Here is a 25886-nt window from a genome sequence, read left to right as displayed (position 1 = left end):
TCGTGCCACAGACGGACAGACAGCCAAAGCCGCAGCAAGGATGCGCGAACATGACGACCAAACTCTCCCTCTCGTCGCTGGACGAGATTGCCTCCAAAGCAGCCGTTCCCGCCTACGGGCGCGAAGGCTTGAGCGCCGGCATCCTGCATTTCGGCGTCGGCAACTTCCATCGCGCGCATCAGGCCATCTATCTCGATGACCTCTTCAATTCGGGTCGCGACCACGACTGGGCGATCATCGGCGCCGGCATCATGCCGTCGGACCAGAGGATGAAGGAAAAGCTCGCGGCACAGGATTACCTGACGACCGTCGTCGAGCAGGACATCAATGTGACCGCCGCCCGCGTAACGGGACCGATGATCGACATCATGACGGCGCCGGACCTCGGCGCGATCGTCGACAAGCTCGCCGACCCGGCAATCCGCATCGTCTCGATGACGATTACCGAGGGCGGCTATTTCATCGACCCTGCGTCCGGCAAGTTCAATCCCGCCCATCCGGCCATCGCCGCGGACGGCCGCAACCCGGACGATCCGAAGACCGTCTTCGGCCTGATCGTCGCCGGCCTGAAGAAGCGCCGCGCCGCCGGCATCGCCCCCTTTACGGTAATGTCCTGTGACAACATTCCCGGCAACGGTGAAGTGACGGAAGCGGCCGTTCACGGGTTGGCGAAACTCTCCGACCCGGATTTCGCCCATTGGATCCACGAAAACGTCGCCTTCCCGAATTCGATGGTCGACCGCATCACGCCGGCGACCGGCGAGCGCGAGATTTCCTACCTTCGCGACACTTTCGGGATCGAGGACGGCTGGCCGGTCTTCTGCGAGGAATTCAAGCAGTGGGTGCTGGAAGACAAGTTCCCGGCCGGGCGCCCTGCCCTGGAGACGGTCGGCGTGACCTTCGTCGATGACGTCGCGCCTTACGAACTGATGAAGATCCGCATCCTCAATGGCGGCCATGCGGCGATCGCCTATCCAGGCGCGCTCCTCGACATCCATTTCGTCCATGAGGCGATGGAAGAGCCGCTGATCCGCCAGTTCCTAGAGAAGCTCGAGAAGGAAGAGATCATTCCGATCGTGCCGCCGGTTCCGGATACCGATCTCAACGCCTATTACGACCTCATCGACCGCCGCTTCTCCAATCCGAAGATTGGCGACACCATTCCGCGCCTGGCCCAGGACGGCTCCAACCGACAGCCGAAGTTCATCCTGCCGTCGACCGCCGACCGTCTGCGGCAGGGACTGGACGTCACGGGCCTCGCCCTCGTCTCGGCCCTCTGGTGCCGCTACTTCGAAGGCACCAGCGACAGCGGCAAGACGATCACCTTCAACGACGAAAGCGCCGAACGGCTACAGAAGGCGGCCATCGCCGCGAAAAGCGATCCGATGGCGTTTCTGGCGCTCGACGACATCTTCGGCGACGTCGGCCGCTCGGAAGTCTTCCGCAAGCGTTTCGCCAATGCGCTCAATCACCTGTGGACGAACGGAACGCGCAAGACGCTGGAAGACTATATCGCCGGCCGGCTGAACGCCGGCGATTGACGCCGACCGCGCGCAACGGTTAGCTCCAGGCCATGGAAAGCGGCGAACTCATCATCTTCGATTGCGACGGCGTACTGGTCGACAGCGAGCCGATCTCCGTCGATGTCCTGGTGGACGCGATCCGCAAGGCCGGCGGCACGATCAGCAACGAAGAGGCCTTCGACCTCTTTCTCGGGCGCAGCCTGTCGAGCGTGGTGGAAACGCTGAAGACCCAGTTCGAGATCGTCGCCGGTCCGGCCTTTCTAGACCGCATGCGGGTGGCGCTCTACGAGCGGTTTCGCGAGGAGCTGGAGCCGGTGGACGGCATCAAGGCCGCACTGGCCGCCCTCGGGACGCGTCACTGCGTCGCCTCGTCGAGCCAGCCGGAACGCATCCGCCTGTCGCTCACAGTCACCGGCCTCATCGACTTCTTCGAGCCGAACATCTTCTCCGCCAGCATGGTCAGGAACGGCAAGCCGGCGCCCGATCTCTTCTTTTACGCCGCCGAAAGAATGCAGGCCGACCCAAAGGACTGCATCGTCATAGAAGACAGTCCGGCGGGCATTCAGGCCGCCAAGGCCGCCGGGATGCGGGTCTTCGCCTTCATCGGCGCGACCCACGGCCAACGCCAATCCTACCGTCAGCAGATCGAAGAACTCGCGCCCGACGTCACATTTGACCGGATGGACGATTTGATACACCTTCTCTCGAAAAAATAAGGGAGAGGAACGATCGGGATGAGGGACATACTGCTCGCAGTCGATGTGGGAACCGGCAGCGCCCGCGCCGGCGTCTTCGACAAAGGCGGAGAACTGCTGTCCCGCGCCGTCAATCCGATCCTCATCCATCGTCCGAAAGAAAATCACGCCGAGCACGACTCGGAGAACATCTGGGCGGCCGTCTGCCAGAGCGTCCGCCAGGCTCTCGCCGCCGCCTCCATTCCCCCGGGCCGGGTCGCCGCCATCGGCTTCGACGCCACCTGCTCGCTCGTCATCCGCGACCGCGACGGCGGGCAGCTCAGCGTCTCGGCAACCGGCGCCCCCGCCTACGACACCCTTGTCTGGCTCGATCATCGCGCCCTTGCCGAAGCCGACTTCCTGACCGGAAGCGAGCATCCCATTCTGGAATATGCCGGGCATTTCATGTCCCCGGAAATGGAAATTCCGAAGCTGATGTGGCTGAAGAAGAACCTGCCCGCCACCTGGGAGCGCATGGGCTACGCTTTCGACCTCGCCGATTTCCTCACCTGGAAGGCGACCGGCTCGGTTGAGCGGTCACGCTGCACGCTGACGGCCAAATGGAACTATGTCGCCCACGAGAACCCGTCATGGAAGGCGGATTTCCTCAACATGACCGGGCTTGGCGACCTCCTGGTCAAGGCCAGGCTGCCGGACGAGACGGTCCCCGTCGGCGGTATTATGGGCCACCTGAGCGAGAAGGCGGCCGGCGAGCTCGGGCTCGACACCGGCTGCATGGTGACGGCGGGGCTGATCGATGCCTATGCCGGCGCGCTCGGCGTGCTGGGCGGCTATGCCGATCCCGGCACCGATCTCGACAGCCACTTCGCCATGATCGCCGGCACGTCGAGCTGCATCGTCGCCTTTTCCAGCGAAAAGCGTCCGAGCCGCGGCCTTTGGGGTCCCTATTATGAAGCCGTCTTCCCGGGCTACTGGCTGGTCGAAGCCGGCCAGTCGGCGACCGGCGCCCTGCTCGACCATGTGATCGAGATGCATGCCGCCGGCGGTGAACCGAACAGCGCCCTTCACCAGCGCATCATCCGCCGCATCGGCGACCTGCGGCAGATGGAACAGGGGGACATCGCGCCGCGCCTGCATCTCCTGCCCGACTTCCACGGAAACCGGTCGCCGCTTGCCGATCCACATGCGGTCGGGGTGATCTCGGGCCTGACGCTCGACACCTCGTTTGATGGCCTGTGCCGGCTCTATTGGCGCACATGCGTCGCCATCGCCTTCGGCATACGCCATGTGCTGGAGACGATGGGCGGCTACGGCTACCGGCCCGGCACGCTGCACATCACCGGCGGCCATGTCCGCAATCCTCTGCTGATGGAGCTTTATGCCGACGTCACGGGCTGCGAGGTCGTCGCGGCCGAGACCGGCGATGCGGTGTTGCTCGGCACGGCGATGTCGGCAGCCGTCGGCGGCGGGCTCTACCCGGATCTGGCCTCGGCCGGCAAGGCCATGGATGCCGGCGGCCGGACCATCCGGCCCGATGCCAGCCGGCGCGAGGCCTATGACCGCGATTTCAGGAAATATCTTGCCATGATCCGCCATCGCGCCGAGCTCGACGCGATCGCTTGAGACGACGGGTCAGCCGTTGTAGCCGAACATGCGCGGCAGCCACAGGACGATGTCCGGGAACAGGATCATGAGCACCAGCGCAATGATCAGCGCAATCAGGAAGCTCCAGATCTCGCGGATGATCTCGCGCAGCGGAATGCCGGTCGTCGCATTGATGACGAAAAGCAGGATGCCATAGGGCGGCGTGATCAGGCCGATCATGCAGTTGACCACGGCGACGACGCCGAAATGCACGAGGTCGATCCCGAGCGCCCGGCAGGCGGGAATGAACAGCGGAATGATGACGAGGATAATCGTCGAGGCATCCAGCAGGCAGCCGAGGACCAGCAGCAATGCGTTGACCGCAAACAGGAAGATGAGCGGCGAGATCTCGATGGCCGACAGCAGGCCGGCAACCTTGCCCGGCACGTTCTCCGAGGCAACGATGTAGTTGAAGATCAGCGCGCCACCGATGACCAGGCCGACGGATGCCGACGACTTGGCGCTGTAGGACATGATCTCGTACATCGACTTCCAGCTGAGCGCCCGGTAGAAGACGGCAGCCAGAATGAAGGCGTAGGCCGCGGCGACGGCGGCCGCTTCGGTCGGCGTCGTGACACCGCCGTAAATGCCGTAAAGCAGGATCACCGGCATCAGCAGCGCCGGGAAGGCGTTGACGGTGAGCTTCGGCATGTCCTTCAGCGGCACCGGCTCTTCCAGCGCAAAGTTGCGCTTGCGGGCGATGTAGCTGTTCATGACCATCAGCACGAGACCCATCAGCAGGCCCGGCAGGATGCCGCCGAGGAACAGGTAGCCGATGGAGGTATCGGAAACGAGCGCGTACATCACCATCGGGATCGACGGCGGAATGATCGGGCCGATGGTCGCCGACGCAGCGGTGATCGCCGAGGCGTAGCCCGGAGAATAGCGGCCGTTGCGCGTCATCATCTCGATGATGATCTTGCCGATGCCGGCCGCATCCGCAACCGCCGAACCGGACATGCCGGAGAAGATCAGGCTGGCGACGATGTTCACATGGCCGAGGCCGCCGCGGAAGCGGCCGACGGCCGCCACGCAGAAATTCAAGAGCCGGTCGCTGATCGTGCCGGCATTCATGATGTTGGCGGCGACGATGAACAGCGGTACGGCAAGCAGGATGAAGCTGTCGTAGAGGCCCTGGATGATCTGCTCGGCGGCCAGCGCCAGATCCTGCCCGTTGACGGCAAGATAGGCGATCGCGGCGACGATCATCGACAGGGCGATCGGTGTGCCGAGCGCCGCGAGGAAGAATAGCACCAGAAGACAGGCGAAGAATGCAGTGCTCATGCGGCGGTGTCCTTGTCGCCTTCATCCAGCGTCTTGCCGCGCACCAGGGCAAACGCCCTCAGCGCATAGCGGGTGATGACGGCAACCGCGAAGATCGCATAGATGCTGAACACATAGTCCAGACGAATCCGCAGCGTCCCGCTCTTCTTGATCTTGTAGAAGGTGATGTAATCCCACGTCGCCGGCATCGCGCCGACGAAACCGACGATGATCGCCACCGCCGAGACCAGCGCGAACATCCGCCGCATCCGGGCGCTGCCGGCATGGTAGAGGATGTCGAATTTCACATGGTCGCTGTCGTCAAGGCAGAAGGCCGCGCCCCAGAAGACACCCCAGAGCCAGAGCGTCAGGCAGAGCTCGACCGTCCAGCCGATCGGGTAGTTGAGCAGGTAGCGCGCGACAATCTGCAAAATGAACGTCAGGAACATGACGGTGAGCATTGCCACCGCCACATTGTCCGCCCTTGCCTTCAGCCATTGAATTGTCGCGCGCACCCGTCCGCTACCTTCTCAAATCAGAGGGCGTTGATCTTGTCGACCATGCCTTCCGGCCAGTCCTTGGCGAACTCGGAGTCGAGGTAGGCCTTCTGGACGTGCGTGCGGAACGCCTCGATGTCGGGCGTGTAAACCTCCAGGCCCTGATCCTTGAAGAACTGCTCAAGCTCGGTTTCGAGCGCGAGCTGTTTCTGGCGGCCGGACTCGGCAGCGTCGTCGGCAGCCTTCTGGATGGCGGCCTGCTGGTCGGCGGAAAGACCGTCCCAGACCTTCTTGGAGAAGGCGATGTAGTTGAGGTCGACGAGGTGGCTGGTCAGCACGATCTGCTTGGTCACTTCGTAGAACTTGGAGTCACGGTCGGTCGGCAGCGGGTTGTCCTGGCCGTCGATCGCGCCGGTCTGCAACGCGGTATAGACTTCCGTGAACGCCATCGGCACCGGATTGGCGCCGAGCGCCTTGCCGAGGAACTGCCAGGCGTCCGTGCCCGGCATGCGCAGCTTGACGCCGGAAAGGTCGTCAGGCGTCATCACCTTGCTGTCCGTGCGCAGGTTGAGCTGGCGGCGGCCGAGATACATGACCGTCAGCAGTTTCACGCCGAGTTCGTCCTCGACCTTCTTCTTCAGCGGCTCCATGAAGTCGGCAGCGAAAACCTTCTTCTGGTGCTCGGCGTCCTTGTGCAGGTAGCCGGCGGTGAAGATCGAAAATTCCGGGAAGATCGTTGCGAGTTCCTGGGCCGAGGTGATCGACATTTCCAGGTTACCGCGGGCGATCGCTTCCAGTTCGGTGCCCTGCTTGAAGAGCGTCGCATTGTAGTGCGGCTCATAGGTCGCGAATTCGGCGACAGCCGGACCGAAGACCGATTCCAACGCAACGCTGCGCTGATCGGACGGGCTGGCAGGCGTCGACATGCGAAGCGTGATCTTTTCGGCGGCGAAAACGCTGCTTCCGAACGGCACGATCGCGGCGAGCGACGTGGCAGCCAGAGCGGCAAGCGCGGTACGACGGGTAATGAGTTTAGTCACAGGTCATCCTCCTCTGTGGCCCGCTCTCCCCGCGGGCCTTGAACACGTCATTTCGCACAGAAAGGGCGAAACTTCAACACAAAATCAACACACAAACAGAACTATGCCACGAAATAGCTAAATCATATGATATTTTTCGTTTTATCATGTCATTTGGATTGACAGCGAAACGCGATTTTCTTGACGGTCCTATCCGACGTCATTTTGCGACGCGGAAATCTTTTCCTGCAGCTCGACCGCGCCACGGCTGTACTCGACACCACTATTGATATGCGCCCGGAGAATGGACTGCGCCTTCGCGGCATCCCTCTCCAGCGCCGCATCCAAAAGCATCTGGTGCTCGCGGGCGGCGACCTCGCCGCGGAAATTCAGCGCCAGCATCTGGTAGCGGAGATACTTGTCGAAGACGATGCCATGAACATGCAGGAGCTGCTCGGAGTTGCAGGCCTTGATGAGGGCCTGATGAAAGCCCCAGTCATATTGCTTCCAGGCCTCCAGGAAGGAGTGATCGCCAGCGATGATCCGGTTTTCCATCTGCTTGAGCTTGTAATGGGCCGCAACCACTTGGCCCTCCCAGTCCATGTCGCCGGCGGCAAACGAGAGCTGCATGGCATGACATTCGAGCAGGGCGCGAAGATCGGCAATCTCCTGCAGGTCCTCGAAGGAGACCGGCGCGACCTGGAATCCCCGCTGCCCTTCGGCGACCACGAAGCCCTCCGATGCGAGCCGGCTCAGGATTTCCCGCAGGGTCGAGATACCGGCGCCGTAGCGCTCTTTCAGACGCTCGAGGCGCAGACGTTCGCCCGGCCGCAACTGACCGAAGATGATATCGGTCCGCAACCGCAGGAAGATATTGTCGCCAACGGTGGCGTCTTTTGGAATGATCAGCATATGGTCAAAATATCAGATTAATGCAATTATGTCAGATGAAATGCTCCTCATCGGAATCGATTTCACAGAAAACTAGATAAATCTCAGGGAGATGCGTGTGGCGCAGCTAATTTATGTCCTGAACGGACCGAACCTCAATCTTCTCGGCAAACGCCAGCCCCATATCTACGGCCACGAAACGCTGGCCGACGTGGAAGCCAATTGCAAGGCACTGGCGGCGGAATGCGGCCTGGAAATCCGCTTCCTGCAGAGCAATGCCGAGCATCAGCTGATCGACTGGATCCACGAAGCGCGCGAAACCGCGGCGGCGATCATCATCAATCCGGGCGCCTACACCCACACCTCCGTCGCCATTCTCGATGCGCTGAACACCTGCGAGTTTCCGGTCTTCGAGGTTCACATCTCCAACGTGCACAAGCGCGAATCCTTCCGCCATCACTCCTACGTCTCGCTGAGAGCCGATGGCGTGATCGCCGGCTTCGGCATCCAGGGCTACGAGCTGGCGCTGCGGCGCGTATCGAAGCTCGTCGGCAAATGACCGGACCCGCTCCCGTCTCGCTTTCGGTTGCCGGCGCCGGCCTGATCGGCCGTCGGCACATCGAGGCCATCGTCGCATGCCCGGACACCCGGCTGGCGTCCATCGTCGACCCGTCGGCGGAAGCGGCAGCCTATGCGGCGTCGCTCGGCGTGCCGCACTACAAAACGCTCGCCGACATGATCGCTGCCGGCAAGCCGGATGGCGTCGTCCTGGCGACCCCGAACCAGCTGCATGTCGACGGTGGGATGGAATGCATCGCCGCCGGCCTGCCGGTTCTCGTCGAAAAGCCGCTGGCCACCTCCGTCGAGGACGGCAAGCGGCTGGTCGATGCCGGCGAGAAGGCCGGCGTGCCGGTTCTGACCGGCCACCACCGCCGGCACAATCCGCTGATCGCCGCCGCCAAGGCACGGCTCGACGAAGGTGTCATCGGCACGCCGGTTGCCGCCCACGGCATGTTCTGGCTCTATAAGCCGGACGACTATTTCGAGACCGAATGGCGGCGCCTGCCCGGTGCCGGCCCGGTTCTCTTGAACCTGATCCACGACGTCGACCTGATGCGCTATTTCTGCGGCGAAGTCGAAAGCGTCCATGCCGTCACCTCCAACGCGGTACGCGGCAATCCGGTCGAGGAGACGGCGGCAATCGTGCTCACCTTTGCCAGCGGCCTCATCGGCACCTTCTCGGTGTCCGACACCATTGTCGGGCCCTGGAGCTGGGAGCTGACGGCGGCGGAAAACCCCGCCTATGTGCCGACGGGACAGTTCTGCTACCTGATCGGCGGAACGCATGGATCGCTGGAACTGCCGAATGCCCGGCTGTGGACCAATCCCGGCAAGCGCAGCTGGCTGGAACCGGTCGAACCTGAAAGCCTGTCCGCCCCGCAACAGGATCCGCTTGATCGGCAGATAGCGCAGTTCGCCGCCGTCATCCGCGGTGAGGAACAGCCACTCGTCTCGGGGCTGGAAGGCTTGAAAAGCCTGCAGGTCATAGAAGCGGTGAAGCAGTCGGCGGAAACCGGCCGGACCATCACCATCGAGCCGCTGTAATCCGGCGTCTGAGGCTAAAGTCAGTCCAGCGCCTGCATGTTGGCAATGGCGCTATGAAGTTCCGCCGCGATGATGTCACTCATCGCGGCGGCTGCGTTTTCGGCGTCCGCCCTCTCGATCAGCTGCACCAGCCCGCGATAGGCGGCAACGGACGTCTCGTCATACTCCCCCTCGCCGCCCGCACCGCCCGGCATCGTGGTCGCCAGCGCGAATTCGACGATCCCTGTCACCGAGCGCATCAGGGGATTGTGCGAGGCATCCGCCGTCACGCGGTGCAGTTCAAGGGCGGCAATCGCGAAGGATTCCGGCACCGGCCGGGAAATCTCCATCTGCTGCACCCAGTAATGCATGAGGCGGATGTGATCCGCCGTCCGATGGCGCGCCGCCAGCGCCACGGCCTCGATTTCCAGAAGCCGGCGAATGTCGAAAAGGCTGCGGATGAAGCTTTCCTCCGGCCCGGCCTCGAAATGCCAGAGCAGCACCTGCTGGTCGAACAGCGCCCAGCGGCTCTTCGGCGAAACCCGAGTCCCGACCTTCGGGCGCGCTTCCACGAGGCCCTTCGCCTCCAGCGTCTTCAACGCTTCGCGCAGCACCGTGCGCGACACGCCGTACATGTCCATCAGCTCCGCGTCGCGCGGCAAGATCGAGCCGACGGGAAACCGTCCGGAGGCGATGCCGACTCCGATCTCGTTGATCACGAAGGAATGGAAGTTGCGTGCAGCCGACCGCCCGGAAAGGGAGCGGATCAGGCTGCCGGGTTCACTCATGTTTCAGTTTCCAGAATACCTTGGACCGCGGCGCGGAAGCGGAGAAGACCAGCCTTTGAAGGACGATGAAGATGAAAAGCAGACCTCCTATTACTATCTTGGTCCACCAACTGGAAAGTGTACCGTCGAAAATGATGTAGGTTTGCACAAGCCCTTGCAGCATGACGCCGATAAACGTCCCGAAGACGAAGCCGTAGCCGCCCGTCAGCAGCGTTCCGCCGATCACCACGGCGCCGATCGCGTCGAGTTCGACACCGACCGCGGCAAGCGGATAGCCGGCCGATGTGTAGAGCGAGAAGACGATGCCGGAAAGGCCGGCCAGCGTGCTCGACAGCATGTAGATCATGATCGTCGTGCGGGCGACCGGAACGCCCATCAGTTCGGCCGAGGTGGCATTGCCGCCAAGCGCGTAAACATAGGAGCCGAAGCGGGTGCGATGAGCCACCAGCGCGCCGATGACGAAGATCGCGACCATCAGGCAGCCGATGACGCTCAGCCGTCCGCCGCCGGGCATCTTGTAGTAGAGCGCGCTGATGGCGGAATAGAACTCGTGGCTGACCGGGATCGAATCCTGGGTGATGACCGAAGCCGCGCCACGCGCCAGGAACATTCCGGCGAGCGTCACGATGAAGGGCGGCACCTGCAGATAATGGATCGCCGCACCCATCGACGCCCCGAACAGCGCGGAAACGACCAGCACGACCGCGAATGCCGTCAACGGATGAAAGCCGTACCAGCTGATCAGCACGGCAATCAGCACGCCGGTAAATCCGATGACTGCGCCGACCGAAAGATCGATCCCGCCGGAAATGATGACAAAGGTCATGCCGACGGCGGTAATCCCGAGGAAGGCATTGTCGGTCAGGAAGTTGCCGAGCACGCGAGTCGACCACATGCCGGGAAACTGGGTGATGGCGGCGGCATAGGCGAGCGCGAAGATGATTGCGGTTGCCGCCAGGGGTCTCAAGCTGCGATTCATGACGTCTTCCCGGATAGGCTGCTGAGGTTGCGCCGCATTTCGATAAGGCGACCGGCCAGAGGCGACTGCATGATGAGGATCAGGATGATGACGCCGGCCTTGACCACGAGGTTGAACTCCGGCGGGAAACCCGACACGAGAATGCCGGTGTTCATCGCCTGGATGATGACGGCACCGAGCACCGACATGCCGATCGAGAAACGCCCGCCGAGGAGCGAGGTGCCGCCGAGCACGACGGCGAGAATGGCGTCGAGTTCAAGCCACAGGCCGGCATTGTTGGCGTCGGCACCACGAATGTCGCCGGCGACGATGATGCCGGAAATGGCGGCGCAGAGGCCGGAGAATCCGTAGACACAGAGCAGCAGCAGCCGGCTGCGGATGCCGGCGAGGCTTGCCGCCGAGCGGTTGACGCCGACCGCCTCGATGAACAGGCCGATCGCGGTAGACCGCACGACGAAGATCGACAGCGCCAGAAGGACGGCGGCGATGACAACCGGCATGGGAAAGCCGAGGAACGAGCCTGTACCGATGAAGATCAGCACCGGATTGGAGAAGGTGACGATCGTGCCTTCGGTGATCAGCTGCGCGATCCCGCGTCCCGCCACCATCAGCACCAGGGTGGCGACGATCGGCTGGATTTCCAGGAAGGTGACGAGGATGCCGTTCCACAGGCCGCAGACGATCCCGGTCGCAAGCGCCGCGGCGACCGCGGCCGAGGCCGGATAGCCATTGACGACGAGGGTGGCGGAGACTGCGCCGGCGATCGCCATGACCGCACCGACGGAAAGGTCGACGCCCTTGGTGGCGATGACCGCCGTCATGCCGATGGCGAGGATGGCGACCGGCACGCCGCGGTTCAAGACGTCGATCAGGCTGCCGAACAGGCGCCCGTCCTGCCAAGTGATGTCGAAGAAGCCGGGGAACAGGATCCAGTTGATCAAAAGGACGCCGGCAAGCGCGATGGTCTGCGGATTGACGATCCGCTGAAGTCGTTTGAGTTTCATGCCGAGGCTCCCTCCGGCTGTGCGGCGATGGCCTGGACGATGACGGCAGGGGTGATGTTGTCGCCCCTGAGCTCCGCCACCAGCTCGCGGTCGCGCATAACCACGACGCGCGAGGAATAGGCGACGATCTCGTCGAGTTCGGACGAGATGACCAGAAGCGCCAGCCCGTCTTCCCGCAGCCTGTTGATGGTGCGGACGATTTCGGCATGCGCGCCGACGTCGATGCCGCGCGTCGGCTCGTCGAGGATAAGGAAATCCGGATCGGTCGCCAGCCAGCGCGCCAGGATCACCTTCTGCTGGTTGCCGCCGGAGAGAAGCTTGACCGGCATGTCGTGCGAGGCCGCGCGGATATCGAGGTCTTCGGCGAACTTGCCGGCTATCTCCATCTGCTCGTCGCGGTTCAGCGCCTTGAACCAGCCGAGCTTGCCCTGCAGGGCAATGACGATGTTTTCGCGTACCGACAGGTCGCCGAGAATGCCGTCGGCCTTGCGGTCTTCCGGGCAGAAGCCGAAGCCATGGGCGACGGCATGGGCCGGCAGCTTCAGCTCGACCTTCTTGTCGGCGATGCGGATGTCGCCGCTGTCCGTCTGGTCGACGCCGAACATGATACGCGCCATTTCGGTACGGCCGGAGCCGAGCAGCCCGGCAACGCCGACCACCTCGCCCTTGTGGATCTTCAGCGAGAAGGGGCGAACCTTGCCGGCCTTGCCGCAATTGGAAAACTCGACCATGGCCGGACCGGCCTCGCGCTCCTCGACGCCGCTGACGGCGGGGGCAAAGGTGATGTCCTTGCCAAGCATCATGCGCACGACATCGGTGCGCGACAGGTCGTTCAGCGGCTCGGTGCCGATCAGCTTGCCGTTGCGCAGGATCGTGACCCGGTCGGAAATGGCGAAGACCTGGTCGAGGAAATGGGTGATGAAGACGATGGCCATGCCGCGCGCCTTGAGGCCGGCGATAACCTCGAACAGCTTGTCGACCTCATGCCGGTCAAGGCTGGCGGTCGGCTCATCGAGCACAAGCACCTTGCCGGAGAGTTCAACGGCGCGGGCAATCGCCACGATCTGCTGGACGGCGACGGAATAGGTGCCGAGTTCGGCCTGCACATCGATGTCGAGGCCATAATCGGCCAGAAGCCGGCGGGCGTTCTTCTCGATCAGCGACTTGCGCACGAAGCCGAACCGGGTCGGCTGGTGACCGAGAAACAGGTTCTCGGCAACCGAACGGTTCGGCAGGAGATTGACTTCCTGGTAGACCGTGCCGATGCCATGCGACTGCGCCTGCAGCGGATCGCGGAACGTGACCGTCTTGCCGTCGAGGACCACCTGCCCGGCATCCGGATGGTAGGCGCCCGTGAGAATCTTGATCAGCGTCGATTTACCGGCGCCGTTTTCGCCGAGCAGCGCATGCACCTCGCCCGGCCGGAGACCGAAATTCACTCCATCAAGCGCCCGGTGCTGTCCGAATATCTTTGTGACGCCGCGCGCCTCGAGCACGAATGGTGTGCCCGGACCTCCTGCAAGCATGTCTTTCCCCCCTGCCATCTGCAGCGATTGTTGCCTCTCCTGGAGAGGTTGACAAGAAGGGGCCGGCGGATCTCGACCGCCGGCCCCTCTCGTGCTGCCTGGGATCAGTAGCCGAGGCCCTTGCGGCGCTCGTACTCGCCGGCCGGATCATCGGAAGGCGTGTAGAGCTTGGACTCGGTGATGATGAACTTCTCCGGGGCCTTGCCGCCGTTCAGATAGGCATCAAGTGCTTCGAAGGCCGGGCCGGCCATGTTCGGCGTCAGCTCGACGGTCGCGTTGGCTTCGCCCGATTCCATTGCCTTGAAGATGTCCGGAACGGCATCGATCGAGACGACCAGGATATCGGAACCCGGCTTCAGGCCGGCGTCCTTGATGGCCTGGATGCCGCCGACAGCCATGTCGTCGTTGTGGGCGTACATGGCGCAGATGTCTTTGCCACCGTCTTCCGCCTTGATGAAGCCTTCCATGACTTCCTTGCCCTTGGAGCGGGTGAAGTCGCCGGTCTGGCTGCGGACGATCTTGATGTTGTCATGACCGGCAATGGCTTCCTCGAAGCCCTTCTTGCGGTTGATCGCCGGCGTGGAACCGACGGTTCCCTGCAATTCGACGACCTTGCAATCCTTGTCGCCGACGGTCTTGACCAGCCATTCGCCGGCCACGCGGCCTTCTTTCACCTGGTCGGACGCGACCGAGGTCAGGTAGAGGTCCTGCGAGGCATCGACGCCGCGGTCGAGAAGCACGACCGGGATGTTGGCGTCCTTGGCTTCGCCGAGAACGTCGTCCCAGCCGGTCGCGACGACCGGAGCCACGAGGATGGCGTCAACACCCTGGGCGATGAAGCCGCGGATGGCCTTGATCTGGTTTTCCTGCTTCTGCTGCGCATCGGCGAACTTCAGATTGATGCCGAGCTTTTCGGCTTCCATCTTCGTCACCGAGGTTTCAGCAGCGCGCCAGCCCGACTCCGAACCGATCTGCGAGAAACCGATCGTCTTGCCTTCCAGACCATTGGCATAGGCGGCGGAAGACAAAAGGGTAGCGAGGCCCGCGGCGAGCGCGAGCTTGGACAAGATTTTCATGATTTCCTCCCAAAAAGAATGCCGTCCCGCCCTCCCGCGGGGTTTGGCTGATTGGGACGCTAGCAAAAGTACTATTATATGTAAATAGGCTTCATGACAGCCAATTGACGGCACCTGACGGCCGCGGGCAGGCGGAGACGGCACTTTCAATAACCATTCAAATTCATAGACTTGAGACGGAAAAGGGAATCAAAATACGAAAAGAGGCCGCCCGGCGGGGCGACCTCCTTAAACCTTTTCATGAACAGCCGCGGACCGAAACCACGCCACCGAAGCGGGGTGAATTCAGGCGACCTTGGCTTGCGGCAGGCTTCCAAGCGCGAACTCGACGGCAGCGGCAGCATGCAGTTCGGTCGAATCGAAAACCGGCATATCGATATCGTCGGCCGAGATCAGCAGACCGATTTCTGTGCAGCCGAGAATGACGGAATCGCATCCGGCCGCCCGGCCCTTTTCGATCACATCGAGATAAGCCTGCTTCGAGCGCTCGACCACCTTGCCGCAGCACAGCTCGTTGAAGATGGTGTCGTGCACGACCGTGCGTCCGGCTTCATCCGGCACCACCGCATCGAGGCCGTAACGCGCCTTCAACCGGTCGCGGTAGAAGGACTGTTCCATCGTGTAGCGGGTGGCGAGCAGCAGCGGCTTCTTCGCCCCGGCGGCGACCAGCGCCTCGCCGGTGACATCGACGATATGGATCAGCGGAATGCCGCAACCGTCCGCAACCGCGTCGGCGACCAGGTGCATCGTGTTGGTGCAGATCAGCACGCAGCCGGCGTCCGCCGCTTCCAGCTTGCGGCCGATGTCGGCCAGGTGGTCGGCCGCCTTGCCCCACTCTCCGGCCTTCTGCCACTTGACGATGCGGTCGAAATCGACGGAGCGCATGACCACATCGGCCGAGTGCAGACCGCCCAGACGGTCACGTACGATCTCGTTGATCAGCCTGTAGTAAACAGCCGTGCTTTCCCAGCTCATGCCGCCGATCAGCCCAATGGTCTTCTGCATTTTCTGCCTCCGTTTCGATCTTCCAGAATCATAACGCCGGTAAAATCGAAAATGCGCTTGATGTTTGCAGAATGATCTGCCCATTCACGACCTTAAATTTTGCAATAATGGAAATTTACGCTATTATTTTTCGACATAGAAAATATCAGCAAGAGCGAATTCCATGCTTGACGATCGAGACCGAAAATTATTGCAGGCCCTGCAACAGGACGCCTCGACGCCGGTGGCGGACCTCGCCGATCAGGCGGCGCTTTCGGTCTCCGCCTGCTGGCGGCGCATCCGCAACATGGAGGAAAGCGGCCTGATTGCCCGCCGCGTCGCATTGGTCGACCGGCGCAAGGCGAATGTGGCGATGACGGTCTTCGTCGGCGTGCGCACGTCCAGGCACTCGATCGAATGGCTGGACAGTTTCCGTCAGGCGATCGCTGACATACCGGAAATCGTCGAAGCCTACCGGCTGACGGGCGAGATGGACTATCTCCTGCGCCTCGTCGTCCCCAGCGTCGACGTCTACGACGCCGTCTACAAGCAGCTGATCTCGCGGCTCGACTTCACCGACGTCTCGTCCTTCATCTCCATGGAAGAGCTGAAGTTCACGACGTCGGTGCCGCTCAAATATCTCTGAGACCGCTCAGCCGCCATGCCGCCGCAGGAATGCCTCGACCTCCTGCCTATCTGGACAACCGCTCTGACCGCCGAACCGGCTGCATTTGATCGACGCGGCCGCATTGGCAAAACGGATCGCCGTCTCCGTCTCCTGCCCTTCGCCGAGCGCCAGCGCGAAGGCGCCGTGCCAGATGTCTCCAGCGCCGAGCGTGTCGACGACATCCACGGCCACCGCCGGCACATGACCGAAGTCCACGCCGTCCAGCACCGTCACACCATTCTCGCCATCGGTGACGCAGAGCCAGGCGTCGAACTCCTTGCGCGCGGCGAGGAGCCCGGCGCGGGCATCCTCCTCGCCGGTTAGATCCCGCAGCCCCTGGATGGAAAAAGCGATATGCGAGGCAAGCCGCAGGGCTTCGAGCGCATCCCGGACCGGCGCCTCCCCGTCCATGATGCCGGGAACCCCGCGTTCTCGGGCAAGCCGCATTAGCGCCGCCGCTCCTTCCGGCCAGCGGGTATCGGCCACGGTCGCGCCGATTGGCGGATGATCGGCATCGAGCAACCATCCGGCGTCCGCCGGCAGGTCCCAGTCGCGGTAGTTGACGATCTGCCGCTCGCCTGCCGCATCGATCAGGATCGAGGAGTAGGACGACCTGCGCCCCTCGAACCGCCGGGCAAAGCGGCAGTCGATGCCGTTCGCCGTCATGCCCTCGACGACATGCGCCCCCATCGTATCGTCGCCGAGACGGGTGACCGCAAACCCCTGGCCGCCAAGCCGGGTGGCAGCAAGCGCCTGCCCGGCGGCACCACCACCGGTGCTCTGCGCGGCATCCTTTGCCCGGTATTTCTCCGGTTTGGTGGGCATCTCGCCGACACGGAAGATGAAATCCATGCTGGCGAGCCCGGCGCACAGAACATTGACCATGAAAACTCTCCCCCGAATGCAAGTCTTGCTCCGCTCTCGCATATCGGCGGTTACCGGGAAAGGGCAGCCGGACACTCGTCAACGAAAAACCCGGACCGGCTTTCGCCGATCCGGGTCGTGTCAGTCAGGATTGTGAGGCAGCTTATTCAGCTGCCTGCTTCACCATACGAGGAGCATCCTTGGCCGGCACCGTATCGCTTTCCATGTGGTGGTGGGCCGCGACCGGCTTGACCATCATGTTGGCGATCAGGGCGATGACCAGCAATGCGGCCATGGCGTACATGGTCGTGTTGTAAAGGCTCGGCGTCGGGTCGATCGTGCCGGCAGGCGCAATCGACATGAGACCGGCAACCGTCACGGTCTTGGCGGCCACCAGCTGGTCGAGCTGATCGATGCCTGCGCCGAACTTCGCCTGGAAGGCGGCCGGGTCCACCTTGGCGGCGAGCGCCTTGATGGAGCTGGTCAGCGACATGTCACGCAGCTGCGTGATCGCCAGCGGGCCGAGAACGCCCGCCGTGCTCCACGCCGTCAGCAGACGGCCATGGATGCCGCCGACATACTTGGTGCCGAAGATGTCGGCGAGGTAGGCCGGAATGGTGGCGAAGCCGCCGCCATACATCGTGAAGATGATCATCGTGGCCGCGTAGAACATGATCAGCCAGGTAACCGCCGGGTTGGCGCTGACCTGCTCTGCCGCAAACGGGATCGACAGGTAGAGGATGATTCCGAGTACGAAGAAGCAGTGATAAGTGTTCTTGCGGCCGATATAATCCGAGATCGACGCCCAGAAGAAACGACCGCACATGTTGAAGACCGAGATCATCAAGACGTAGGTCGCCGCAAAGGCGGAGTTGACGATCAGCGGCAGCGTCGTGCCGAAGATTTCCGTCATCATGGTCTTCGCGACCCCGATCACGCCGATGCCGGCGGTCACGTTGAAGCAGAGGACGATCCACAGCAGATAGAACTGCGGGGTCTTCAGCGCCTGGTCGATATGGACGTTGTTCTGGGTGATCATCTTGCGGCTCGCGGAATCCGCCGTCGGCGGGGTCCAGCCAGCCGGACGCCAGCCTTCGCGCGGTACGCGGTAGGAGAAGGCCGCAATCATCATCACGAAGAAGTAGACGATGCCGAGGGTGAAGAAGGTGCCCGCAGCACCCGTGTTCCCGGTGCCGACCGCATAGACGCCTTCCTGCAGCGGAACGGGAGCCGCAGCCACCTGCTTGGCCGTCGCGACCACGACTTCCACCATCTGGCCGTTGACTTCCGCCAGGCGCTTGCCGCCTTCGGTCACAAGGTTGACGGCGCCTTCGGCCCCGAGGAACTGCGGCGCCTTGTAGAACACGCCAAGCAACCATTCCTTGATCGGTGCGGCGATCATCGCACCGCCGCCAAAGCCCATGATCGCCATGCCGGTCGCCATGCCGCGCCGGTCAGGGAACCATCTGATGAGCGTCGAGACCGGCGAGACATAGCCGAGACCGAGACCACAGCCGCCGATGACGCCGTAGCCGAGATAGACCAGCCAGAGCTGGTGGGTCATGATGCCGAAGCCGCCGATGATAAAGCCGCCGCCCCAGCAGAGGGCCGCAACGACGCCGACCATGCGCGGGCCGACCTCTTCAAGCCACTTGCCGGCGAAAGCCGCAGCGAGGCCGAGGAAAACGATGGCGACGGAGAAGATCCAGACGACCGACTGCAGCCCCCAGTCTTCCGGCGCTGCCGCGACGACGCCAAACTGCTTGGTGAGCGGAGGATTGAAGATGCTCCAGGCGTAGACCGAGCCGATACAGAGGTGAATGGCGATCGACGCCGGTGGCACTTTCCACCGGTTGAACCCTTCCCCCGCAACAATGTGTTCTTTCTTCAGGCTGTCAAACACGTCAATTTCCTCCCATGTGTTGACCGCCGGCCAAGTCCCTTCGCCTCGATGCCCGCCCAACCAACCTCCCGGGCGAAGCGCCCGCCTTGCCGGTGATGCCGGTCGGCGGGCTGATGCGAATGAACCGGATCTCCGGCATGCCTTGGAAAAGACAAATTCCGTGCCAGTTGCCATTTGTTAAGCATTCTGGGCTTTTCGCGTACCCTGTTGAAAGCCGAACTGGACAAAATGTCCAACCCATCCCGCCGCATGGACATTTTGTCCGGACAGAATGTCCCGCTTCCGGCGCGCTCAGTCGGCCTCGGGCAGGACGATGGTGAAGGTCGTTCCCTTGCCGGGCTCGCTCGCAAGCGACAGGTGACCGCCCTGACGCGCGATCAGCGTCTGGCTGATGGAGAGGCCGAGGCCGGTGCCCTCGCTCTTCTTGGTGGAGAAGAACGGGTCGAAGATGCGCGCCTGCGTCGCCTCGTCCATGCCGATGCCGGTATCTTCCACCTCGATCGTCACGCCCGGCCACCCTTCCTCGCTGCAGTCGAAATCGCGAAGCGTCAGCACACCTCCATCCGGCATGGCATGGATGGCATTGACGATCAGGTTGACCAGCACTTGCTGCAGCTCGGTCCGGTTCATCAGGATGAGCCTCGTCGAGCGGTGGTCCTGCCGGACTTCGATTTCGGCCTTGTTCAGGAGATGCTGGACGAGCGGCAGGCAATCGGCGACCACTTCGGCCGGCGAATGGCGCTCGACCGCTCCGGCATATTCCTCCGGCCGCGCGAACTGCAGAAGCTTGGTGACGATCAGGTGGATGCGGTGGATCTGCTCGTCGACGAGATTGATCTCCGTCCGGACGTCGTCGATCTGGCTGCCGAGCACGGAGCGGATGACATCGAGGTTTCCCTGCATGACGGCAACCGGATTGTTGATCTCGTGCGCGACGCCCGCCGTGATCTCGCCGATCGCCGCCAGCTTTTCCGAGACGATCAGCTGCTTGGTCGCCGCTTCCAGCTGGTCGTTGGCAAGCCGGAGTTCGCGCGTGCGCTCCTCGACCCGGCTGTTCAATTCCTCGTTCCAGGCGCGCAGTTGCCTGTCGCGCGACTGGATGTCATCCAGCAGTTCGTCGAGATGCATCGCCACCCGCGAAATCTCGTCCTCGCCGCGCTCCAGCCCCGTGCGGGCGGCGAGATCGCCCTCCTCCACCTTGGCGATCGTCGCAGTCATGCGCTCCAGCGGCAGGAAGATGCCGCGCGCCCAGCGCATGAAGACCGGCACGCTGATGGCGGCCGCCAACAGGAACGCACCGACAAGAATGGCGACGGTGATGTATTTCGTCTGGCGGAACGGCGCTTCGAGGAAGCCGACATAGAGCATGCCGACCCGCTTGCCAAAGCTGTCGACGATCGGCTCGTAGGCGGAAATGTACCAGTCGTTGACGACGAAGGCGCTGCCGAGCCAGATCGTCCCGTGGTCGAGCACCTCGTCGCGCACGGCCGCCGACACGCGCGTGCCAAGCGCCCGCTCGCCCTCGAACAGGCGGACATTGGTGCTGATGCGAACGTCGTCGAGAAAAAGCGTCGCCGTCCCCTGACTGCCTTCCGAAAGGCTTGCCTTCTGGTAGACGAGATCGTTGATCGTATCGATGAAATCGAGGTTGCGGTTCAAAAGCATGCCGCCTTCGAGCGCCGCATGACGGCCATCAGGCAGAATCACCGGGCTTGCCGAATGGATGACCATGCCGCGCGTTTCCGCCTTGCGCTCCGTCGGCACGGCATTAGCGGTGGAAATGAGTTCGATATGCGCCTTGCGCTGCAGCTCGGGCGAAATCGCCGCCAGATCGTCTTCGGAAAAGATATCGACCATGGTCGAGGCCTTGCCGGCAAGCGCCGACGCGACCACCGGCCAGCGGTCCGAGCGGGCATTGCCGCCGCCCGCGTCCGTCAGAATCAGGAAGTCGAGCCCCATATCCTTGCGCCTTGCCTCCAGCAACGCGGCCAAAGCCGCGCCGCCGGTCTGCTCGGCAGCGATCGTGTCGCGAAACTCCGCCGACTGGCCGAGCGCATCCATCGCCGTTCCGGTCTTGTCCAGCAGGCGGGTGAAATACTGATGCGCAATCGTCAGGTCGCTGTTGACCTTTGCCGTCAGCAGCGCGTCGAACTTGCCGTTCCAGCGCACCATGGCGATGCCGAGCAGCAGCGGCGCAATGAACAGCATCGGCAGGAGCGCAATGGCCAGCAGGCGGTAGCGGACGGACCGCGCTCCGGGTTCCGGGGCCTTGGATGAGTGGGCTTCAGACATCCCAGGACGCACATTTGCGGTCGATGGTCTTGCGCGAAATGCCGAGGCGCCGTGCCGCCTCCGCCCGGTTGCCGTCGCATTCCTCAAGGACCTTCAGGATGTGCCGGCGCTCGAGCGCTTCCAGCGATTCCCCGTCCCCGCCGGCAAGCGCCACCTGTCCGCGCAAAAGTTCCTGCGGAAAGCGGCCGAGGATAAGCGTCCGCTCGACCATATTGCGCAGTTCGCGGACATTGCCTGGCCAGTCGTAAGCGAGCAGCCCCTCGCGCACCTCCGGCGTGATCGCCACCTCCGGCATGCCGAGCTGCTTCGACAGACGCTCCATGAACAGTGCGGCGAGTTCGACCACGTCGCCGCCGCGATCCTTCAGCGGCGGCATGGCGATCTGCATCACGTTGATCCGATAGTAGAGATCGGCGCGGAAGCTGCCGGCTTCGACCTTGCGCTCCAGATCGGCATTGGTCGCGAAGACGAACCTGAGGTCGACCGGGATTTCACGCTCCGATCCGACCGGGCGGATGCGCCGGCTTTCGATCGCTCGCAACAGCTTGCTTTGCGTTGCCGGCGGCAGTTCGCCGATCTCGTCGAGAAACAGCGTGCCGCCCTGGGCATGGAGAAACAGCCCGTCGCGGGTCGCTGCCGCTCCGGTGAACGCCCCCTTCACATGGCCGAACAGCTCCGCCTCGATCATCTCGCTCGGAATGGCTGCGCAATTGACCGGCACGAAGGGCTTCTCCTGACGATCCGAAAGCGAATGGATGGAGCGGGCGGCGATCTCCTTGCCGGTCCCGGATTCGCCGGTGATCAGGATGGAGGTCGGCAGCGGCGCAACGCGGGCGATCGTATCGCGGATGGCGCCGATCTCCGCCGAACTGCCGATCAGCCGGTCACGCAGCAGCCTCTCCTCCGATGCCGCCTTGAGTTCGTATTTCAGCACGAAGTTTTCGCTCTGCAGCCGCATGCGGTCGAGACACCGGGCCACGGCATTCAGGATCTGGTTCGAACGGAACGGCTTCAGCACGAAATCGACCGCGCCGGCCCGAAGCGCCTGGATGACGGTGTCGAGATCGGCGTAAGCCGTCATGAGAATGGCATTGGCAAAAAAGCCGATGCGGCGTTGCTCTGCCAGCCAGTCGACGCCGTTCATGCCGGGCATGATGTTGTCGAGGATGACGACGTCGAAATGCGTCGCGTCGAGCTTGCGCGACGCTTCGGCAGCGTCCGCCGCCTCCTCCAGATGCTTGCAGCGCGGCCCAAGCGTTCTGACCAGGAAATTGCGCATCCCCGGCTCGTCGTCGATGATCAGGATGCTGGCCTGGGCAAGCCAGGGGCCGAACTCCGGATCGTTGGGCAACGTGGCGGCTGCCCTCTCCCTTTGCGGCATGGTCCTCTCCTCCCACTTCAACGGCAGACTATGCAATTTCGCGATGTCAAAAAAGGCATATTGCCGAAATGCCGGAAGAGACTGTGGACGACCTCACCGCGGCGCCAGCGACTGACGCCATTGCTGGATGAAACTCTTCTTCTTCTGCTTGTCGAGCGCCACCAGAAGTGTCGGGTTGAGGCCGATCGTGCGCAGCGTCTGTTCGCCGTCCGATGTGAGCTGGCTGAGGACGGCGGGACCATCGACGGGCGAAAAGAGCTGCGGCGGTCCGGCGAGCAGCGCACGCCCCTCGCTGGACACGAGATAGTCGAGAAACAGGCTCGCGACGCCCGCGGCGCGGGCTTCACGCGGAATATAGGCCGCCCTCGCCAGAACCAGCGTGTAGTCGGAGGGAAATATGATGCCGATGCGGTCATCGGTCTTCTGGCGGGCAAGCGCATAGGAACCAAGCACGTTGTAGCCGAACAGCAGCCGGCCGTCGGCGACCCGGTCGAGGATTTCCGACGTGCAGCAGAAGGTCTTCGCCCGGTTGCGGCCGAAACTTTCGATGAGGCGCCCCCAGGTGCTCGCCTGCAGCGCATCCTCGAAGGCGAAGATGTAGCCGACACCCGAACGTTCGATGTCGTAAGTCCCAATCCGCCCCTCGAAACGTCCGGGATCGCGGAGGAGATCGATCAGCGAGAACCGGTCCTGCGGCACCTCGGCGGGTACAATTCCCGCCTTGTTGTAGACGATCACCGCCGGCTCGAAGGTGACGCCGACAAGTTCGCCCCGCCATTTGGCAAAGTCCGGCAGGCTGGCCGCCGCCGTGCCGCTAATCTTCTGGGCGCAGCCATTGTTGACCTGCTGAACCTGTGCGGCGATCGAGGAGGATATGACGAGGTCGGCGGCAAACTGCTTCTGCTTGCAGGCCGACGCCATGGCCGCATCGAGATATTCGCTGGTGGTCTCGTTGTAGTCGATGGCGATGTCGGGATGGTGCTTCTGGAACCCTTCGATCAGCGGCCGGAAAGCCTGCAGGTCGGTGATGCTGGCAATCACCAGCGTCTGTGACGGATTGCCGGACATCGCCGGAAAATCCGTGTCGGCCGCGCCTGCAGCAGACGCACTTGTCATGACCAGACAGCAGACGCCGGCGGCGCGCGACAGGCGTGAGAAGACGGCGGAAAGCCTGCTCATTGGACTGCGCCCTCATTGTCGACGACGTCGAAGCGCATGCCGATCCAGAAACCGGTCGCGTCGGTGCCGGTGATGATCTCGCCATTGTGGGAGACCAGCACCTCGCGCACGATGGCAAGGCCGAGACCGGCGCTTTCCGGTTTGTTTTCATTGCGAGCAAAGCGCTTGCCGATCTCGGACGGATCGGCGGCGACAAACCCCTCGCCGTGGTCGGAGACCTTGACGATCGCCTTGCCACCCTCCTGCAGGACGGTGAGGCCGACTGGCGGCTTGCCGTGGGCATAGGCGTTCGCAATCAGGTTCTTGATCGCCTCCTTCAGCGAGAAGGCATCCCCCGTCATCCGCACTTCTTCTTCCGGCAGGTCGAGATCGATCGACGAGTTCTGCTGGAACGAGATGGAGCGGAACTCGCGTTCGGCTTCGAGTGCGACGCGACGCAGGTCGAGCGGCGTGAGGACGGCGGTGTCGGACCGGTGGGTGACAAGCGCATGCGATAGCAGCTGGTCGGTCAGCCTGCCGACGCCGATGGCGCGCGCCCGGATGCGCCGCACCAGCATTTTCAGCCGTTCCGGATCGTCTTCCTCGACTGCGAGTTCCGCCTGCGCGCGGATGGCGGTGATCGGCGTGCGCATCTGGTGGGCCGCGTCGGCGACGAAATCCTGCAGCGCGTGGACGCGCCGCGACAGCCGCTCCATGAAGCGGTTGATTGAGCCGACCAGCGCCTCGACCTCGCGCGGCGTCGTGGAGGTGAAAGGCGACAGGTCGAGCGGATCGCGTGCGATGATCGCCCGCTCGATCCGGTCGAGCGGCCTGAGCGCAAGCCGCATCGCGAGAATGGCGAGAAAGATGACCGTCACACCGGCAAGGACGACGAGCAGCATGGCGCGCCGGGCAATGCTGCGGGCGAGCGCCGTGCGCGCCTCCGTCGTATGTGCGACGATGATGCCGACCGGCCCGCTGACGCCCTTTTCGGCGAGGTAGCGGGTGAGCATGACGGCCCTGACCGGCGCTCCGGCATAGACGGTCTCATAGGTGACGGGGCGGTTGCCCTTTTGCCGTCCGTCCGGCGGCAGGGGAAAATCGTCATAACCGGTCACCGTCTCGCCGGTCGAATCGAAGATGCGATAGAAGATCCGGTCGTCCTTCGCGAGCGCCAGAAGCTCGAAGGCCGACAGCGGAATGTCCGCCTCGAACTGCCGGTTGCTTACCGAGATGCGTTCGGAAATCTGCAGCGCCGCTCCGGTCAGAAGCTGGTCATAGGTTTCGTCCGCCGCCGCCCGGCCATAGCTGTAGGCAGCATAGATCGCGACCGTCGAGGCAAGCAGAAGCAGGACGGTCAGAAGCAGGGCCAGCCGGGTGGCAACCGACGGGCCGCGCGAAGTCCGTGCGGAAAGGGCTGAGATCGTCAAACGGCCTTCCCCTGCACGGTGTCTCGCGCCTGGTAGCCAATGCCGCGCAGCGTACGGATCTCCAGATCGGAGCCCTCCAGCTTGCGCCGCAGCCGGGCGACATAGAGCTCGACGGCATTGGCATTGCTGTTGCTTTCCAGCCCGAACAGCCGCTTCAGGAGCTCCTCCTTCTCCAATACGCGGCCGCGATTGGTCAGGAAGATTTCGAGCAGGATCGTTTCCCGTCGCGTCAGCTCGACCTCGCTGCCGTCGATCGTCAGGGAGCGCTCCGCCATATCGAAGACGAGGTTGCCGACCGAAATCGACCGGTCGCTCTGCGTGCTGCCGCGCCGGACGATCGCCCGGATGCGCGCTTCCAGCTCGCCGAAATCGAAGGGTTTGACCATGTAGTCGTCGGCGCCGTAGTCGAGCGCGCCGATCTTGTCATTGACGGAAAGCCGCGCGGTCAGGACGAGCACGGGGAAGACGATCCGTTCCTGACGCAGGCGCTTCAGGAAGTCGAGGCCCGAGCCGTCCGGCAGGTTCATGTCGAGAATCACCAGATCGTAGTCGTTGGTCACCACGAAATGCCAGGCATCTTCCAGGGTCTGCGCGAGATCGATGACATGGCCGGCATTGCCCAGCCGGCCGGCGATGGCCTCGGCGACATCCAACGTATCTTCAACAAGCAAGAACCGCATCGCGCGGCCTCCCGGGCCCACCAGTAGAGTGACAGGTT

23 protein-coding genes are annotated in these 25886 nt (G+C 63.1%); 6 read left to right on the top strand and 17 right to left on the bottom strand.

The features are described from left to right. Nucleotides 1-50: 50 nt before the first annotated feature. Genes ACU5AY_RS03230 through ACU5AY_RS03220 form a run of 3 tightly spaced genes read left to right on the top strand, consistent with a single transcriptional unit; the run spans nt 51 to nt 3841 of the window. Nucleotides 51-1541: a mannitol dehydrogenase family protein gene (locus ACU5AY_RS03230; RefSeq protein WP_446827983.1), complete on the top strand. Its 1491-nt coding sequence runs from the start codon at nt 51-53 to the stop codon at nt 1539-1541. Between the two features lie 32 nt (nt 1542-1573). Further along, complete coding sequence (locus ACU5AY_RS03225; protein ID WP_446827982.1) at nt 1574-2239, top strand: HAD family hydrolase; 666 nt, start codon at nt 1574-1576, stop codon at nt 2237-2239. Nucleotides 2240-2257: 18 nt separating this feature from the next. Beyond that, nucleotides 2258-3841 (top strand): FGGY-family carbohydrate kinase, encoded by a 1584-nt coding sequence (locus tag ACU5AY_RS03220; protein WP_446827981.1) that lies wholly within the window; start codon nt 2258-2260, stop codon nt 3839-3841. A gap of 9 nt (nt 3842-3850) precedes the next feature. On the opposite strand, the gene ACU5AY_RS03215 is transcribed toward ACU5AY_RS03220, so the two are convergent. The 4 genes from ACU5AY_RS03215 to ACU5AY_RS03200 form a co-directional block, all read right to left on the bottom strand. Beyond that, entirely contained in the window at nt 3851-5146 is a 1296-nt protein-coding gene (locus ACU5AY_RS03215) for a TRAP transporter large permease (RefSeq protein ID WP_446827980.1), read from the bottom strand. Then, complete coding sequence (locus tag ACU5AY_RS03210; protein ID WP_446823348.1) at nt 5143-5640, bottom strand: TRAP transporter small permease; 498 nt, start codon at nt 5638-5640, stop codon at nt 5143-5145. Before ACU5AY_RS03210 ends, ACU5AY_RS03215 begins: the two co-directional genes overlap by 4 nt. 20 nt (nt 5641-5660) lie before the next feature. Then, nucleotides 5661-6662: a sialic acid TRAP transporter substrate-binding protein SiaP gene (locus tag ACU5AY_RS03205; protein WP_446823347.1), complete on the bottom strand. Its 1002-nt coding sequence runs from the start codon at nt 6660-6662 to the stop codon at nt 5661-5663. Nucleotides 6663-6851: 189 nt separating this feature from the next. Then, complete coding sequence (locus ACU5AY_RS03200) at nt 6852-7553, bottom strand: GntR family transcriptional regulator (protein WP_446823346.1); 702 nt, start codon at nt 7551-7553, stop codon at nt 6852-6854. Between the two features lie 97 nt (nt 7554-7650). Between ACU5AY_RS03200 and aroQ the strand changes: the two genes are divergently transcribed. Together aroQ and ACU5AY_RS03190 are read left to right on the top strand one after the other, a co-directional pair. Further along, nucleotides 7651-8091: a type II 3-dehydroquinate dehydratase gene (gene aroQ, locus ACU5AY_RS03195; protein WP_446823345.1), complete on the top strand. Its 441-nt coding sequence runs from the start codon at nt 7651-7653 to the stop codon at nt 8089-8091. Next, complete coding sequence (locus ACU5AY_RS03190) at nt 8088-9137, top strand: Gfo/Idh/MocA family protein (protein WP_446827979.1); 1050 nt, start codon at nt 8088-8090, stop codon at nt 9135-9137. The genes aroQ and ACU5AY_RS03190 overlap by 4 nt, the downstream gene beginning before the upstream one ends. Before the next feature lie 20 nt (nt 9138-9157). Here ACU5AY_RS03190 and ACU5AY_RS03185 read toward each other — a convergent pair whose 3' ends face one another. From ACU5AY_RS03185 to ACU5AY_RS03160, 6 genes are all read right to left on the bottom strand, one after another. Further along, entirely contained in the window at nt 9158-9904 is a 747-nt protein-coding gene (locus tag ACU5AY_RS03185; RefSeq protein WP_446827978.1) for a FadR/GntR family transcriptional regulator, read from the bottom strand. After that, complete coding sequence (gene yjfF, locus ACU5AY_RS03180) at nt 9897-10883, bottom strand: galactofuranose ABC transporter, permease protein YjfF (protein WP_446823342.1); 987 nt, start codon at nt 10881-10883, stop codon at nt 9897-9899. Before yjfF ends, ACU5AY_RS03185 begins: the two co-directional genes overlap by 8 nt. Further along, nucleotides 10880-11887, bottom strand: coding sequence for an ABC transporter permease (locus ACU5AY_RS03175; protein WP_446823341.1), 1008 nt, complete (start codon nt 11885-11887; stop codon nt 10880-10882). The genes yjfF and ACU5AY_RS03175 overlap by 4 nt, the downstream gene beginning before the upstream one ends. Continuing rightward, nucleotides 11884-13413 (bottom strand): sugar ABC transporter ATP-binding protein, encoded by a 1530-nt coding sequence (locus ACU5AY_RS03170; RefSeq protein WP_446827977.1) that lies wholly within the window; start codon nt 13411-13413, stop codon nt 11884-11886. The genes ACU5AY_RS03175 and ACU5AY_RS03170 overlap by 4 nt, the downstream gene beginning before the upstream one ends. A gap of 104 nt (nt 13414-13517) precedes the next feature. Continuing rightward, nucleotides 13518-14489, bottom strand: coding sequence for a galactofuranose ABC transporter, galactofuranose-binding protein YtfQ (ytfQ, locus tag ACU5AY_RS03165; protein WP_446827976.1), 972 nt, complete (start codon nt 14487-14489; stop codon nt 13518-13520). A 285-nt stretch (nt 14490-14774) separates the two neighbouring features. Further along, nucleotides 14775-15494: an aspartate/glutamate racemase family protein gene (locus tag ACU5AY_RS03160; protein ID WP_446827975.1), complete on the bottom strand. Its 720-nt coding sequence runs from the start codon at nt 15492-15494 to the stop codon at nt 14775-14777. A gap of 163 nt (nt 15495-15657) precedes the next feature. Here ACU5AY_RS03160 and ACU5AY_RS03155 point away from each other — a divergent pair, with 163 nt between their 5' ends. Next, nucleotides 15658-16119: an Lrp/AsnC family transcriptional regulator gene (locus ACU5AY_RS03155; RefSeq protein WP_446823337.1), complete on the top strand. Its 462-nt coding sequence runs from the start codon at nt 15658-15660 to the stop codon at nt 16117-16119. Nucleotides 16120-16125: 6 nt separating this feature from the next. Here ACU5AY_RS03155 and ACU5AY_RS03150 read toward each other — a convergent pair whose 3' ends face one another. The 7 genes from ACU5AY_RS03150 to ACU5AY_RS03120 all read right to left on the bottom strand — a co-directional run bounded on the left by ACU5AY_RS03150 (nt 16126) and on the right by ACU5AY_RS03120 (nt 25848). Beyond that, nucleotides 16126-17025 (bottom strand): PfkB family carbohydrate kinase, encoded by a 900-nt coding sequence (locus ACU5AY_RS03150; RefSeq protein WP_446827974.1) that lies wholly within the window; start codon nt 17023-17025, stop codon nt 16126-16128. Between the two features lie 142 nt (nt 17026-17167). After that, a complete protein-coding gene (locus ACU5AY_RS03145; protein WP_446827973.1) occupies nt 17168-18907 on the bottom strand; it encodes an OFA family MFS transporter in 1740 nt (579 codons plus the stop codon). A 291-nt stretch (nt 18908-19198) separates the two neighbouring features. Further along, nucleotides 19199-21199, bottom strand: a complete 2001-nt coding sequence (locus tag ACU5AY_RS03140; protein ID WP_446827972.1) for a sensor histidine kinase — start codon at nt 21197-21199, stop codon at nt 19199-19201. Further along, nucleotides 21192-22580, bottom strand: a complete 1389-nt coding sequence (locus tag ACU5AY_RS03135) for a sigma-54-dependent transcriptional regulator (protein ID WP_446827971.1) — start codon at nt 22578-22580, stop codon at nt 21192-21194. Before ACU5AY_RS03135 ends, ACU5AY_RS03140 begins: the two co-directional genes overlap by 8 nt. Nucleotides 22581-22673: 93 nt before the next feature. Then, a complete protein-coding gene (locus ACU5AY_RS03130; RefSeq protein WP_446827970.1) occupies nt 22674-23759 on the bottom strand; it encodes an ABC transporter substrate-binding protein in 1086 nt (361 codons plus the stop codon). Continuing rightward, nucleotides 23756-25168 (bottom strand): sensor histidine kinase, encoded by a 1413-nt coding sequence (locus tag ACU5AY_RS03125; RefSeq protein ID WP_446827969.1) that lies wholly within the window; start codon nt 25166-25168, stop codon nt 23756-23758. Before ACU5AY_RS03125 ends, ACU5AY_RS03130 begins: the two co-directional genes overlap by 4 nt. Next, nucleotides 25165-25848 carry a response regulator gene (locus ACU5AY_RS03120; RefSeq protein ID WP_446823330.1) on the bottom strand — a complete coding sequence of 228 codons (684 nt, stop codon included), beginning with the start codon at nt 25846-25848 and terminating at the stop codon, nt 25165-25167. The genes ACU5AY_RS03125 and ACU5AY_RS03120 overlap by 4 nt, the downstream gene beginning before the upstream one ends. Between the last annotated feature and the right edge of the window lie 38 nt (nt 25849-25886).

This window comes from Rhizobium sp. PAMB 3174, assembly GCF_052908375.1.
Note: the sequence above shows the minus strand (reverse complement) of the source record. Positions and strands in the feature narration are given on the sequence as shown.